This is a genomic window from Bradyrhizobium sp. PMVTL-01, assembly GCF_051861855.1.
Taxonomy (GTDB): domain Bacteria; phylum Pseudomonadota; class Alphaproteobacteria; order Rhizobiales; family Xanthobacteraceae; genus Bradyrhizobium.
The window spans coordinates 3,054,581-3,067,920 of record NZ_CP193982.1; the positions used below are offsets into that span (position 1 = coordinate 3,054,581).

Genomic DNA, 13,340 nt, shown 5'->3' on the forward strand with positions numbered 1-13,340 from the left:
GCACCCAACGGGATATTCATCGGTCCGCGAATGACGCGCCTTTCGCATCTCACCTTGCGCAATTTTCTGATCGCGCTCCACGACCTGCTGGCGACCACGGCGGCGCTGTTCGCCGCGTTCTATCTGCGCTTCGAGGGCGGCGATTTCTTCTACGACCGCCTGCCGCTGCTGGTTCAGATCCTGCCCTACTTCCTCGCCTTCAGCGTAGTCGTGTTCTTCGTCTCCAACCTGACCACGACGAAATGGCGCTTCATCTCGCTGCCGGATGCGCTGAACATCATCCGCGTCGCGACCGTGCTGACGGTGGCGCTGCTGGTGCTCGACTACATCTTCGTCGCTCCCAACGTCCGTGGTGCCTTCTTCCTCGGCAAGGTGACGATCGTCCTGTACTGGTTCCTCGAGATCGCCTTCCTCAGCGCACTGCGCATGGCCTACCGCTACTTCCGCTACACGCGGGTGCGGCGCCATGCCCGCACCGAGGATGCCGCGCCGACGCTGCTGATCGGCCGGGCTGCGGATGCCGAGGTGCTGCTGCGCGGGATCGAGAGCGGGGCGATCAAGCGCATCTGGCCGGTCGGCGTCCTGTCGCCGTCGAGCTCGGATCGCGGCCATTTCATCCGCAACGTGCCCGTGCTCGGCGGCATCGACGACGTCGAGGACGTCATCACCGACTTCGCCAAGCGCAACAAGCCGATCGGACGCCTTATCATGACGCCGTCGGCGTTCGAGCCGGACGCGCATCCGGAATCGATCCTGATGCGGGCGCGCAAGCTGGGTGTGATCGTCAACCGCATGCCTTCGCTGGAGAGCGGAGATACGCCGCGTCTCACGGCCGTCGCAGTCGAGGATCTCCTGCTGCGGCCGAGCGAGAAGATCGACTATGCGCGTCTCGAAGCCCTGATCAGGGGCAAGGCGGTGATCGTCACCGGCGGCGGCGGTTCGATCGGTTCCGAGATCTGCGAGCGCGTCGTCGCCTTCGGCGCCGCGCGCCTGCTGATCGTGGAAAATTCCGAGCCGGCGCTCTACGCGGTCACGGAGGCGCTCGCCGCGCACGGTGCGGCCGCCGCGATCGAAGGACGAATCGCCGACATCCGCGACCGCGAGCGGATCATGCGCCTGATGGCCGAGTTCAAGCCCGACATCGTGTTCCACGCCGCGGCCCTCAAGCACGTGCCGATCCTCGAGCGCGACTGGAGCGAGGGCGTCAAGACCAACATCTTCGGCTCGATCAACGTCGCCGATGCCGCGCACGCCGCCGGCGCCGAGGCCATGGTGATGATCTCGACCGACAAGGCGATCGAGCCGGTGTCGATGCTGGGCCTCACCAAGCGCTTCGCCGAGATGTACTGCCAGGCGCTCGACCATGATCTTGCCGCGGGCAGCAGCGGTGCCAGGCCGCCGATGCGGCTGATCTCGGTCCGGTTCGGCAACGTGCTGGCCTCGAACGGCTCGGTGGTGCCGAAGTTCAAGGCCCAGATCGAGGCCGGCGGTCCGGTGACGGTGACGCATCCCGACATGGTCCGCTACTTCATGACCATCCGCGAGGCCTGCGACCTCGTCATCACGGCGGCGACGCACGCGCTTGGAACGGCGCGCCCGGACGTGTCGGTCTATGTGCTGAACATGGGCCAGCCGGTGAAGATCGTCGATCTCGCCGAGCGCATGATCCGCCTGTCCGGCCTGCAGCCGGGCTACGACATCGAGATCGTGTTCACCGGCATGCGGCCGGGCGAGCGGCTGCACGAGATCCTGTTCGCCTCCGAGGAGCCGACCCGCGAGATCGGCGTCGCCGGCATCATGGCGGCGCAGCCGAACGAGCCGCCGATGCAGACGCTGCGCAAATGGATCGCAGCGCTCGAGCAGGCGATCGCCCGCGACGATCGCGCCACCATCAGGACGATCCTGAAGGATGCGGTCCCGGAATTCGGGTCGACCGCGGCCTGACCATGCAGCCCCAAGGCAAGATCGTCGTCGCGAGCCAGCATTATCCGCCGGATCCGAGCACGACCGCGGCGATCATGGCGGAGATCGCCTGCCGCATCGCCGGGGATCACGAGGTCGTCGTGCTGTCGGGCTCACCGGGCGCTCTGCCGGCCTCGCAGACCGGTCCCGGCAAGCCGCGCGTCGTGGCGGTCAGGAACCGGATGGCGGGAAAGGCGGCGCTGGTGCGGCGCGGGGCGTCCGAGCTGCTGTTCGTGGCGCGTACGTTCCTCGCCTTGATTCGGGAGCTCCGGCGAAGTGACGTCGTGCTCACCGTCACGGCCCCGTTCATGCTGCCCTACGCCGTCGCCGCCGCGGCAAGGCTCAAGGGCGCGCGCTCCGCGCTGATCATGCACGACCTCTTTCCCGACGTGCTGGTGATGGCGGGCCTGCTGAAGCCGGGCTCGCCCGTGACGCGGACGATGCGCTTTGCCAACAGCCTGATGTTCCGTGCGCTCAACGCCGTCATCACCATCGGCCGCGACGCCGAGCGGCCGCTGCTCGGCTATTCCGGCATGCGACGGAACAAGATCCGGTTCATCCCGAACTGGGCGACGCTGGTGCCAGGGCCGCGTCCCCTGTCGCAGGACAATCCATTCCGCAAAGCGATTTCCGCGCGTTTCGTCGTCGGCCTGTCGGGCAATCTCGGCTTCACCCATGATCCGGAGATCGTGTTCGAGGCGGCGCGCCTGCTCAGGGACGAGCCGGACATCCACTTCCTGCTGTCCGGCTGGGGCGTCGGCTTCGCGCGGCTGAAACAGTTGCAGGCGGAAGCAAACCTGCCCAATGTGTCCTTCGTGGCCCGGGTCGAGGACGCCGAGCTCGAGGCGTTCCTGGCGTCGGCCAATCTCTGGATCATTCCATACCGGAAGGACGTTGCGGGTGTGTCGGTGCCGAGCCGGTTTTACAATCTACTGGCGGTCGGCCGTCCCGTGGCATTGGTCTCGGAGCCGGAGGCCGAGGCCGCGTTGACGGTGGTGGAGAACGGGCTCGGCTGGGTCGTGACGCCGGGCCGCGCCGATCGGCTCGCAGACGCAATCCGCGCGGCCTCCCGTTCCGATGATGCTGCCATGGCGGAGCGTGCGGTGAAGGCGGCGGCGCGGTTCGATCGCGCCACCGCGATGAACGCCTATGCCGCTCTGGTCGACGAATTGTTGCGCAACCCGGACCTTACGGAGACGCGATGAGCGAGAGCAAACCGGTCGTGCTGGTGACGGGAGCTAGCGGCTTTGTCGGCCGTCATGTCGTGCCAGCGCTCGCGCGTGCGGGCTGGTCGGTGCGCCGTGCCGTGCGCCGCGCCGAAGGCACCGAGGACGAGGTCGTGATCGAGACGATCGGTCCCGACACCGACTGGCAGGCGGCGCTCGAAGGCGTCGACGCCGTCGTCCATCTCGCCGCGCGCGTGCATCACAAGCACGAGGAGCACGCCGTTCAGCTCTACCGCAACGTCAACATCGCCGGCACGCTGCATCTGGCGCGCTCGGCGGCGATGGCAGGCGCGCGCCAGTTCATCTTCGTCAGCACCGTGCTCGTGCACGGTCGCAGCAACGACGGCCGCGCCCCCTTCAGCGAGGACGATATCCCGACGCCGCGCGGCCTCTACGGCATGTCCAAGGCCGCGGCCGAGGCGGGCCTCCGGACGCTGGCGCGCGACGGCGCCATGAAGATCTCGGTGATCAGGCCGCCGCTGGTCTACGGGGCGGGCGCCAAGGGCAATTTCGCGCTCTTGACGCGTGCGGTCAGCCTGGGGCTGCCGCTGCCCTTTGGCGCGATCCGCAATCACCGCGCCTTCCTTGCCGTGCAAAACCTGTCCTCGTTCATCGTGCGCCGGCTTGCCCACCCCGCCGCGGCCGGCAATTTCGAGATCTTCCTGGTGGCCGACAGGGAACAGGTCTCGACACCCGAATTCATCGAGCGCCTGGGGCGGGCCTCCGGCAAGATCCCGCGTCTGTTCCGCATGCCGCCGGACCTGCTCGCCATACTCCTCAACGTGACGGGACGGCAGGAAACGCATGACAGCCTGATCGGCTCGCTCGAGCTCAACGTCTCCAAGGCCCTCGCGACCGGCTGGCAGCCGGAGGTCTCGCTCGACGAGGGCCTGCGGCTTGCGCTGTCGGCTCAGGAACCTTGAGGGCGGGAGAAGCGCCGCAGCACGAAGCCGACCGCGATCGCGCCGGCGAGCAGCGCGGGCAGCGTGACCGCCATTGTCGCCGCGCGAACGGCGAGGATCGCAAGCCCAGCGAGCACGAGGTTGAGCAGGAAGACCTCACAAGTCACCCGGGACACCGAAAAACCGTTGTCGGTCGCGCGCTGATAGAAATGCGAACGGTGCGCCGACCAGAACTGCTCGCGGCGCGCGATGCGCCGAAACAGGGTGATGGTGGCATCAGTGAAATAATAGGCCGGCAGCAGCAACGCCGCAGCCGCCTGCCCCTGCCAGGCGAGCTCGAGCAGGCACCAGCCGAGGAGGAGGCCGATCGGCAGGCTGCCGACATCGCCCAAGAACACTTTTGCGACCGGCTTGTTGAAGGGCGCAAAGCCGATCATGGCGCCGCAGAGCGCGGTGGCGACGACTGCCGCCGGCCAGGACAGATCGCCCAGCCATCCGAGCAGCAGCAGCGCCGCGGCGACCGGCACGACTTCGGCGACCGTCATCAGGTCGAGCCCGTCCATGAAGTTGACGAGGTTCACGAACCAGATTCCGGCGAGCAGGATGAGGCCGCGCTCCAGCGCAAGAGGCATCGCCGGCACGATGCGCGCCGTTTCGGGCGCAGTGAACACGACGGCGCCGACGGCGGCGGCCTGCAGCACGAGCCGCACCAGCACGGGCAGTGACAGGATATCATCGGCGAACCCCACCAGTGCGATCACGATCGTCGCAATGACCAGCGCCGGCGGGATCGCGACGTTCGCCCAGGCAGCCCACACCGAGGTGACGAGAAGCGTCGCGCCGATCACCGCGATACCCGCACCCTGAGGCGTCGGGACGCGGTGCGAGGAGCGTGCATTCGGCCGCGCCAGCGCGTAGCGCTGGAGCAGGGGGCGGCTGGTCCAGGTGATGAGCGCCGATATCAGCGCGGCAATCGCCAGGGCAAGCAGCGCGGGCACGGCTTCGGTGGCAGGGCTCACTCCGGCACTCCGATCGGTGCCGAGCCTTGCGCGGCTTTCTCCGCGCTCAGGATCCAGACGAGGCCGCCGATCGCGCCGACCACGAAGTACACCGCGCCGAACAGCAGCGAGATGTTGACGCCCTCGTTGGCGGCAAGCCCGGCAAAGCCGAAGGCGAGGCCCATGGTGGCCTCGCGCACGCCCCAGCCCGCGATCGAGATCGGCATCATCGTGATCAGCATCACCGGGGGCACGAGCTGGAACACGTCGCCGAAGCCGACGGGAGCCGCAATCGACTGCACGACGCACCAGGCGATGACGACGGTGAGCACGTGTACGGCAAGCGACAGGATCGAGACGATCGGTCCGCGCGTACGGCTGAAGATCACGCGGTTCGCGATCACGGCGCAGGCGTGGATGTGATGCGTGGCCCACCAGGTTTTCAGCCAGCGCCATTTCAGCGCGCCGAACACCAGGAAGCCGAGGCCGCCGGCGAGCGCGGCGAGGTCGACCAGCAGCAGCGCCGAGCGCCCGTGCGGATCGGTGATGAGGGCGTAACTCCAGGGCAGGCTGGCGACGATGAGGATCGCGAGCGCAATCAGGCCGATGGCGCGATCGACGAAGATCGAGTAGGTGGCCGCGCGCCAGCCGGCGCCGGCGCGCGCGACCAGCCACAGCCGGACCGCATCGCCGCCGATCGCGGAGGGCAGGGTCTGGTTGAAGAACGAGCCGATCACGTTGTAGCGCATCGCGCGGGCGAGCTCGAGCGGCGCACCGCATGCGGCGCTGATCTCGCGCCAGCGCAGCGCGCCGACGAAGATCTGCAGGAACGTGATCGCGATCGCGAGGCCGATCCAGAACAGGCTGGTCACGGTGAAACGCGAAAACAGCTCGGACAGGTCGACCTTGCGCAGCGCCAGGTAGAGCAGCGCCGCGGAAATCAGGATCTTGGCCGCAGAAAGCAGGATTCGGCGCATCTCGCCCGCATGTACTGGGTTTGCGAAGACTGTGGCAACCCGACGCGAGGCGCCGAATTCGGGCGCTTTGGTATGGTTTTGGAGCCGATCTTGCAATAGCGCTGATAAGAGCAGTTATAACAGGCGGTCATGAACAGCCGCTATGACGGGCCGGACGGCACTTGCGAGCCCCGCGATACGGCAGCTAAAGAGGCGCAGAAAGGCCGGGGATCGGGTCCCTCGGGAACAGGATGACGGATCACGCGATTTTGGTCACGGGAGCCGCCGGATTCATCGGCTTTCACCTCGCCCGACAGCTTTTGGCCGAAGGCCGGCCGGTCGTGGGGCTCGACAATCTCAACAGCTATTACGACCCTGCGCTGAAACGGGCGCGGCTGGAACTGCTTGGCCGCGATTCCCGTTTCGCCTTCGTCGAGGCCGATCTCGCCGACCGCGCGGCCATCGCGGCGCTGTTTGCGCGCCACCGATTCACGCAGGTCGTGCACATGGCCGCCCAGGCCGGCGTGCGCTATTCGATCGACCAGCCGCAGGCTTACGCCGATTCCAATCTGATAGGCTTTCTCAACGTGCTGGAGGGCTGCCGCCACAACGGCTGCCGCCATCTCGTCTACGCCTCGTCATCCTCCGTCTACGGCGCCAACACGAAACTGCCATTTGCGGTCAAGGACCGCACCGACCATCCGGTGAGCTTCTACGCCGCGACCAAGAAGGCCAACGAGGTGATGGCGCAGTCCTACAGCCACCTCTACCGGCTGCCGGTCACCGCCTTGCGCTTCTTCACCATCTACGGTCCGTGGGGACGGCCGGATATGGCCATGTTCCTGTTTGTGAACGCCATCATGGAGGGCCGGCCGATCCGGCTCTTTAACCATGGCAGGATGCGCCGCGACTTCACCTATATTGACGACGTCAGCCGTGTCGTGTCCAAGCTGATCGATCGGGTGCCTGCGGATGATCCGGCTGCCGCAAATGCGCCGTCTAGGGTTTACAATGTCGGCAACCACCACCCCGAGGAGCTGATGCATGTGGTCGGACTCCTGGAGCAGGAGCTGGGTCGGACGGCGATCAAAGAATTGCTGCCGATGCAGCCGGGAGACGTCTTGGAAACGTTCGCGGATGTCGACGACCTGATGCGCGACACCGGCTTTGCGCCGTCAACGCCGATCGCGCAGGGGGTCCGTAATTTTGTCACCTGGTATCGGGACTACTTCAAGGTTTGAGATGACGATGGACAAACGCATTATCCCCCTGATCATGTGCGGCGGTGCCGGCACGCGGTTGTGGCCCGCCTCGCGCGAGGTGCGCCCGAAACAGTTCCTGCCGCTGTTCGGCGCCCGCTCGACCTTCCAGGACACGCTGCTGCGCGTCTCCGATGCATCGTTGTTCGATCGCCCGATCGTCATCACCAATGCGGCCTATCGCTTCATGGTGCTGGAGCAGCTCGCCGAGATCGGCATCGAGGCCGACGTGATCCTCGAGCCGATGCGGCGCGACTCCGGCCCCGCGATCGCCGCGGGCGCCGTCTTCGCGCAGAACCGCACCAGTGAAGCGATCGTGCTCGCGCTCGCCGCCGATCACGTCGTGCAGGACAATGCCGCTTTCGTCGCGGCGTGCCGCGAGGGCCTCACCGCCGCGAGCGTCGGGCGCATCGTCACCTTCGGTGTCAAGCCGGAGCGGCCGGCGACCGAATACGGCTATATCAGCCCGGGCGAGGTGATCTCCGGCCAGGTGCATGCGGTCGTCCGCTTCGTCGAGAAGCCTGATGCCGTGACGGCCGCCGACTACGTCAATTCGGGCTATCTCTGGAACAGCGGCAACTTCATGTTCCCGGCCAGCCTCCTGCTCGATGAATACCGCAAGGTCGATGCGGCCAGCGTCGAGGCGATCTCCAACGCGGTCAACAATGCCGGCCGCGATCTCGGCTTCGTGACGCTGGAGCCCGAGGCCTTCGGTGCGGCCAAGGCGATCTCGATCGACTACGCCGTGATGGAGAAGACCTCGCGCGCCGCCGTGGTGCCGGTGTCCTGCGGCTGGTCCGATGTCGGCTCCTGGCATGCGGTGTGGGAGCTGTCCGAGAAGGACGCGCAGGGCAACGCGGCGCATGGCACCGCGGTGTTCGAGGATTCCCGCAACTGCAACGTCACCTCCGATTCCGCGCTGGTCGCGCTCGAAGGCGTCGATGATCTCGTCGTGGTCGCGACTGCGGACGCGGTGCTGGTCTCGCGCCAGAAGGATGCCAACGGCCTGAAGCGTCTGGTGACCAAGCTCAAGACGGTCGCGCCGAAGGTCACCGAGGAGCATCTCAAGGTGCACCGTCCGTGGGGCAGCTATCAGTCCGTCGACAACGGCGCACGCCACCAGGTCAAGCGCATCGTGGTGAAGCCGGGCGGACGGCTGTCGCTGCAGAAGCACCACCATCGTGCCGAGCACTGGATCGTGGTCCGCGGCGCGGCCCGGGTCACCGTCAACGAGACCGTGAAGACCGTGCACGAGAACGAGTCGATCTACATCCCCATGGGCGCGGTCCATCGCCTTGAAAACCCCGGTAAAATCATGCTGGAGCTGATCGAGGTCCAGACCGGCTCCTATCTCGGGGAGGACGACATCATCCGGATTGAAGACGACTATCAAAGGTCGTAACCAGCAGGCTCCGAATCACGCGGCCCGGGCCGAAAGAGCGGTATCTTTCGCCGCTTAAGACCCGGGAAACGTGTAACTTTTTGAATCAAATCGTGTCCGGACCGTCAGGCCGGCATTCGCCACAAATATGGCGCCCGTGCTAGAAGCGGCGTGGGGATTTGCGTTGAATCGGGGTTTGCTCAGATGAGTTCCAAAGTGTCTGCACCGGCAAAGGCCGGCTTGCGCGTCGGCGTGATTGGCGCGGGCGTCATGGGCAGCAACCATGCGCGCGTGCTCAGCGGCCTGCCCGGCGTCAGCCTCGTTGGCGTGGTCGATCCGTCGCCAGCCCATCGCACGCGCGCGACGGAACTCGCCGATTGCGCGAGCTTCGAGACGCTCGACCAGCTCTTCGCCGCCGGGGTCGATGCCGTCACCATCGCGGCACCCACGCACCTGCATCACGAGGTCGCGCTCGCCTGCATCGCCAAGAACATCCATGTCTTGGTCGAGAAGCCGATCGCGTCCACGGTGGAAGAGGGGCGTGAGATCGTCGCCGCCGCGCAAAAGGCCGGCGTGACGCTGATGGTCGGCCATGTCGAGCGCTTCAATCCGGCGGTCGCCGCCGTCAAGCAGGCGATCGCGGGCGAAGACATTCTCTCCATCGCGATCACGCGCGTCGGTCCGTTCCCGCCGCGCATGTCCAACGTCGGCGTCGTCATCGACCTTGCCGTGCACGACATCGACCTGATCCGCTGGTTCACCGAATCCGACATCGTCGAGGTGCAGCCGCAATTGTCGAGCGCGGTCGCCGAGCGCGAGGACATCGCACTCCTGCAGTTCCGCACCGCCAATGGCGTGCTCGCCCACATCAACACCAACTGGCTGACGCCGTTCAAGGCGCGCAGCGTCACGGTCGCGACCCGCGGCAAATATGTGATGGGCGATCTGCTGACGCGCCAGGTCACCGAATGCTTCGGCTTCAAGCCGGACGGCAGCTATTCGATGCGGCATCTGCCAGTCGGACATGACGAGCCGCTCCGCGCCGAGCTGATCGCGTTCCTCAAAGCGGTGCGCAACGGCGAGACGCCGGCGGTCACGGGCGATGAGGGCGTTGCCAGCCTCGAGATCGCGACGCAGTGCCTGGAGACGCCCTCGCGTCCCGCCGCGACGGCGCCCGCCCGCAAGGAGCCGCGCCTCGTCGCCGGCTGATCCCTTTCCATGTCGACTACTCAAGAAGGCGTCATGAACCAGCACTTACGTTCCGAACCCATCCCTTTCATCGACGTCGCCTCGCAGCGCCGCCGGCTAGGCGCCTCGCTCGATGCGGCCGTCAAGCGCGTGATGGACCATTGCCAGTTCGTCAACGGGCCCGAGGTTTTCGAGCTCGAGAAGCAGCTCGCGGCCTACTCAGGCGCCAAGCACGTGATCGGCTGCGCCAGCGGCACCGACGCGATCCTGATGGTGATGATGGCGAAGAATGTCGGGCCCGGCGATGCCGTGCTGTGTCCGTCCTTCACCTTCATCGCGACCGCCTCGCCGGTGGCGCGGACCGGTGCGACGCCTGTTTATGTCGACGTCGACGAAGCCACCTTCAACATGAGCCCGGAGTCGCTCAAGCGCGGCATAGCGACCGCCCGCAATGCCGGCCTGAAGCCGGTCGCGGTTATTCCGGTCGACCTGTTCGGCCAGCCCGCCGATCACGACGCCATTGCCGAGATCGCGAGGGCCGAGGGCCTGTTCGTGCTCGACGACGCCGCGCAAGGCTTTGGCGCGAGCTACAAGGGCCGCAAGCTAGGCACGCTGGCGCACGCCACGGCGACCAGCTTCTTCCCGGCCAAGCCGCTCGGCTGCTTCGGCGACGGCGGCGCGATCTTCACAGATGACGACGAGCTCGCCGCGACGCTGCGCAGCATCCGCGTGCACGGGCAGGGCGTCGACAAATACGACAACGTCCGTCTCGGCCTCACCGGCCGGCTCGACACCATGCAGGCCGCGGTCCTGATCGAGAAGCTGAAGATTTTTGACGACGAGATCGCCGCCCGCAACAGGGTTGCCGAACGTTACGCGCGAGGCTTGTCGAATGTCGTCAACGTGCCGCGCCTCGCCCCTGGCAACACTTCGGTCTGGGCGCAGTACACGATCCGTCTTCCTGAGGGCACCGACCGCGACGGCTTTGCCGCCGCGCTGAAGGCCCAGGGCGTGCCGACCGCGATCTATTACGGCAAGTCGATGCACCAGCAGACCGCCTACAAGCAGTATCCGGTCGCCGAAGGCGGCCTGCCGGGTTGCGAGAGCCTGTCGCAGGACGTGATCAGCCTGCCCATGCACGCCTACCTGACGGAAGCCGACCAGGAGCGAATCATCGCCGCCGTCCGCGGCGCGCTCGCGGGCTGAGTTCGCTGCGGCTTCTTCACCTCTCCCGCTTGCGGGAGAGGTCGCGCCGAAGGCGCGGGTGAGGGTTTCCTCCTCTTGGGGAGTCTTCGCTATCGAGACACCCTCTCCCGACCCTCCCCCCGCAAGCGGGGGAGGGAGCTGACTTCCGCCCCGGTTTGCACCTAGACCTATTCCTGACATGCTCTAGAACAGACGCATGCTCGGACGCATCTTCACGGTCGGTGGTTACACGCTGCTCTCGCGGCTCACGGGATTTGCCCGCGACATCATGCTCGCGGCGATCCTCGGCGCGGGCCCGGTGGCCGACGCCTTTTTCGTGGCGCTGCGGCTGCCCAATCATTTTCGCGCGATCTTTGCAGAGGGCGCCTTCAACGCCGCCTGGGTGCCGGCCTATGCGCATGTCCATGGCGAGAAGGGGGAGGCGGCCGCACACCTGTTCGCCGACCGCATCTTCACGCTGCTGCTGGCCTCGCAGGTGCTGCTGCTGATCGTCGCCTGGCTGTTCATGCCGCAGGCCATGAGCATTCTGGCGCCGGGCTTTTCCGAGGATGCCGAGCAGCGCAAGCTCGCGATCGAGCTGACCCGGATCACCTTTCCCTATCTGCTGCTGATCACGCTCGTGACGCTCTATGGCGGCATGCTCAACGTGATGCAGCGCTTTGCCAGCGCCGCCGCCGCCTCGATCTTTCTCAACGTCGCGATGATGATGACGTTGGCGGTTGCCGTCTGGTTTCCCACCGCGGGCCATGCCGCAGCCTGGGGCGTGCTGATTTCCGGCTTCATGCAATATTTCCTGCTCGCCGGCGATCTCGCCCGCCATGGCGGCCTGCCGCGCTTTGCGCCGCCCAAGCTCGACGAAGACGTCCGTGCTTTCTTCAAGGCGCTGGGACCTGCGACGCTGGGCTCGATGGGCACGCAGGTCGCGCTGTTTGCCGATACCATCATCGCGACCTTCCTGCCGGCCGGCGCGCTGTCGGCACTCTATTATGCCGATCGGCTCAACCAGCTTCCGATCGGCGTGATCGGCATCGCCATCGGCACGGTGCTGCTGCCGGAAATGTCGCGGCGCATCACCGCCAACGACCATGACGGCGCGATGAAGGCGCAGCGCCGCGCCTTCGACTTCACGCTGCTGTTCTCGGTGCCGTTCGTCGCGGCCTTCCTCACCGTGCCCGATGCGATCATGCGCGCGCTGTTCGCTCGCGGCGCGTTCTCCAAGGCCGATGCCGTTGCCGCAGGCAGCACGCTCGCAGCCTACGCCATCGGGCTCATCCCCTTCGTGCTGATCCGCAGCGCAGTTGCGACCTTCTATGCCCGCAAGGATACGGCGACGCCGGTGCGGGCGTCGCTGACAGGCATTGCCGTCAACGTCGCGCTGAAGGTCGCCTTGATGGGATCGCTGGCTCAGATCGGCCTCGCGCTGGCAACCGCCGTCGGCGTCTGGACCAATCTGTTGCTGGTGCTTTTCTTCGCCGTGCGGCGCGGCTTCCTCGTGCTCGACCGCGCCTGGCTGATGTCGCTCGCCAAATTCCTGCTGACCGGATTGATCCTCGCCGCAGCGTTCTGGCTGATTGCGCGCTTCAGTGGTTCTGCGTTGGGCTCGATGCACTTCCGGGACGAAGTGATGCTGGCCCTGCTCGGCGTCGGCGGCACGATCGTCTACGCGCTTGCGATCCTCGTCCTGTTCGGCCGCAGCTGGCTCGTGTCGCTTGTGCGCGGCTAGCCGCCGGAGCGCGTACTCGCCTCAAGGCTGCAGCGGGCCTCTGCACATCTCTTGATTTTGTACGATTGCCGTGCTACTGATGGCTCATGATCAAATCCGTACGCAACGTCAATCTCTGGGACATGACCCGCTTCGGCTGGGCCGTGGAAGGAGTCGCGCGCTAGGATTTCGACGACGACACCTTTTCCACCAGGCCCCGCCGGCATCGGACGGGGCCTTTTCATTGGCCACGCTCCCTGCCGGCACAACAGCAGGAGCATCCGATGCCACCACAATTGACGAACACCACGAGCGAGCCGGAGGTCGACTCTGCGCGGCTTCGCTTCGACTTTTCCATCGCCTCGAGCCTGCTCGGGCGATACTGGCGCGCGTTTCAGGGCTGGCGGCAGCGGCCGCGTGTCACCCTGCACCACCTGAGTGACAGGGAGCTGATGGATATCGGCCTGACGCGTGGCGAGATCGACTGCATCGCGCCCGAACGAGCTATCGAAAGGCTGCGAGATCGGACGACGGATCTATGGAGGCGCAGTGGGATGTAA

11 protein-coding genes are annotated in these 13,340 nt (G+C 66.3%); 9 read left to right on the forward strand and 2 right to left on the reverse strand.

Annotation, left to right across the window (positions count from 1 at the left end):
- Positions 1-30 precede the first annotated feature (30 nt).
- The 3 genes from ACRQ5Q_RS13955 to ACRQ5Q_RS13965 are packed head-to-tail and all read left to right on the forward strand — an operon-like array spanning position 31 to position 4,111.
- Positions 31-1,944, forward strand: a complete 1,914-nt coding sequence (locus tag ACRQ5Q_RS13955; protein ID WP_439369344.1) for an SDR family NAD(P)-dependent oxidoreductase — start codon at positions 31-33, stop codon at positions 1,942-1,944.
- 2 nt (positions 1,945-1,946) lie between these two features.
- Positions 1,947-3,167, forward strand: a complete 1,221-nt coding sequence (locus ACRQ5Q_RS13960; RefSeq protein WP_439398381.1) for a glycosyltransferase family 4 protein — start codon at positions 1,947-1,949, stop codon at positions 3,165-3,167.
- On the forward strand, positions 3,164-4,111 hold the full coding sequence (locus tag ACRQ5Q_RS13965; protein ID WP_439369342.1) for an NAD-dependent epimerase/dehydratase family protein: 948 nt from the start codon (positions 3,164-3,166) through the stop codon (positions 4,109-4,111). The genes ACRQ5Q_RS13960 and ACRQ5Q_RS13965 overlap by 4 nt, the downstream gene beginning before the upstream one ends.
- On the opposite strand, the gene ACRQ5Q_RS13970 is transcribed toward ACRQ5Q_RS13965, so the two are convergent.
- The gene (locus ACRQ5Q_RS13970; protein WP_439369340.1) at positions 4,099-5,109 is read right to left on the reverse strand and encodes an MraY family glycosyltransferase; all 1,011 of its coding nucleotides are present in this window, start codon (positions 5,107-5,109) and stop codon (positions 4,099-4,101) included. The genes ACRQ5Q_RS13965 and ACRQ5Q_RS13970 overlap by 13 nt on opposite strands.
- Positions 5,106-6,065 carry a lysylphosphatidylglycerol synthase transmembrane domain-containing protein gene (locus tag ACRQ5Q_RS13975; RefSeq protein WP_439369338.1) on the reverse strand — a complete coding sequence of 320 codons (960 nt, stop codon included), beginning with the start codon at positions 6,063-6,065 and terminating at the stop codon, positions 5,106-5,108. The genes ACRQ5Q_RS13970 and ACRQ5Q_RS13975 overlap by 4 nt, the downstream gene beginning before the upstream one ends.
- A 230-nt stretch (positions 6,066-6,295) precedes the next feature.
- On the opposite strand from ACRQ5Q_RS13975, the gene ACRQ5Q_RS13980 reads away from it, so the two are divergent.
- The 6 genes from ACRQ5Q_RS13980 (at position 6,296) to ACRQ5Q_RS14005 (ending at position 13,340) form a co-directional block, all read left to right on the forward strand.
- Positions 6,296-7,285, forward strand: a complete 990-nt coding sequence (locus ACRQ5Q_RS13980; protein WP_439398383.1) for an SDR family NAD(P)-dependent oxidoreductase — start codon at positions 6,296-6,298, stop codon at positions 7,283-7,285.
- 7 nt (positions 7,286-7,292) lie between these two features.
- On the forward strand, positions 7,293-8,705 hold the full coding sequence (locus ACRQ5Q_RS13985; protein WP_439369336.1) for a mannose-1-phosphate guanylyltransferase/mannose-6-phosphate isomerase: 1,413 nt from the start codon (positions 7,293-7,295) through the stop codon (positions 8,703-8,705).
- 183 nt (positions 8,706-8,888) lie between these two features.
- The gene (locus ACRQ5Q_RS13990; protein WP_439369335.1) at positions 8,889-9,893 is read left to right on the forward strand and encodes a Gfo/Idh/MocA family oxidoreductase; all 1,005 of its coding nucleotides are present in this window, start codon (positions 8,889-8,891) and stop codon (positions 9,891-9,893) included.
- Between the two features lie 9 nt (positions 9,894-9,902).
- Complete coding sequence (locus ACRQ5Q_RS13995; RefSeq protein WP_439398385.1) at positions 9,903-11,078, forward strand: DegT/DnrJ/EryC1/StrS family aminotransferase; 1,176 nt, start codon at positions 9,903-9,905, stop codon at positions 11,076-11,078.
- 196 nt (positions 11,079-11,274) lie between these two features.
- On the forward strand, positions 11,275-12,801 hold the full coding sequence (gene murJ / locus ACRQ5Q_RS14000; RefSeq protein WP_439398387.1) for a murein biosynthesis integral membrane protein MurJ: 1,527 nt from the start codon (positions 11,275-11,277) through the stop codon (positions 12,799-12,801).
- A gap of 263 nt (positions 12,802-13,064) precedes the next feature.
- Positions 13,065-13,340, forward strand: a complete 276-nt coding sequence (locus ACRQ5Q_RS14005) for a DUF1127 domain-containing protein (RefSeq protein ID WP_439398389.1) — start codon at positions 13,065-13,067, stop codon at positions 13,338-13,340.

What these genes read in the sequence shown, in the direction of transcription:
- ACRQ5Q_RS13955 (WP_439369344.1), top strand. Translation starts at nt 31, where the DNA reads ATGACGCGCCTTTCGCATCTCACCTTGCGCAATTTTCTGATCGCGCTC.
- ACRQ5Q_RS13960 (WP_439398381.1), top strand. Translation starts at nt 1,947, where the DNA reads ATGCAGCCCCAAGGCAAGATCGTCGTCGCGAGCCAGCATTATCCGCCG.
- ACRQ5Q_RS13965 (WP_439369342.1), top strand. Translation starts at nt 3,164, where the DNA reads ATGAGCGAGAGCAAACCGGTCGTGCTGGTGACGGGAGCTAGCGGCTTT.
- ACRQ5Q_RS13975 (WP_439369338.1), bottom strand. Translation starts at nt 6,065, where the DNA reads ATGCGCCGAATCCTGCTTTCTGCGGCCAAGATCCTGATTTCCGCGGCG.
- ACRQ5Q_RS13980 (WP_439398383.1), top strand. Translation starts at nt 6,296, where the DNA reads ATGACGGATCACGCGATTTTGGTCACGGGAGCCGCCGGATTCATCGGC.
- ACRQ5Q_RS13985 (WP_439369336.1), top strand. Translation starts at nt 7,293, where the DNA reads ATGGACAAACGCATTATCCCCCTGATCATGTGCGGCGGTGCCGGCACG.
- ACRQ5Q_RS13990 (WP_439369335.1), top strand. Translation starts at nt 8,889, where the DNA reads ATGAGTTCCAAAGTGTCTGCACCGGCAAAGGCCGGCTTGCGCGTCGGC.
- ACRQ5Q_RS13995 (WP_439398385.1), top strand. Translation starts at nt 9,903, where the DNA reads ATGTCGACTACTCAAGAAGGCGTCATGAACCAGCACTTACGTTCCGAA.
- murJ (WP_439398387.1), top strand. Translation starts at nt 11,275, where the DNA reads ATGCTCGGACGCATCTTCACGGTCGGTGGTTACACGCTGCTCTCGCGG.
- ACRQ5Q_RS14005 (WP_439398389.1), top strand. Translation starts at nt 13,065, where the DNA reads ATGCCACCACAATTGACGAACACCACGAGCGAGCCGGAGGTCGACTCT.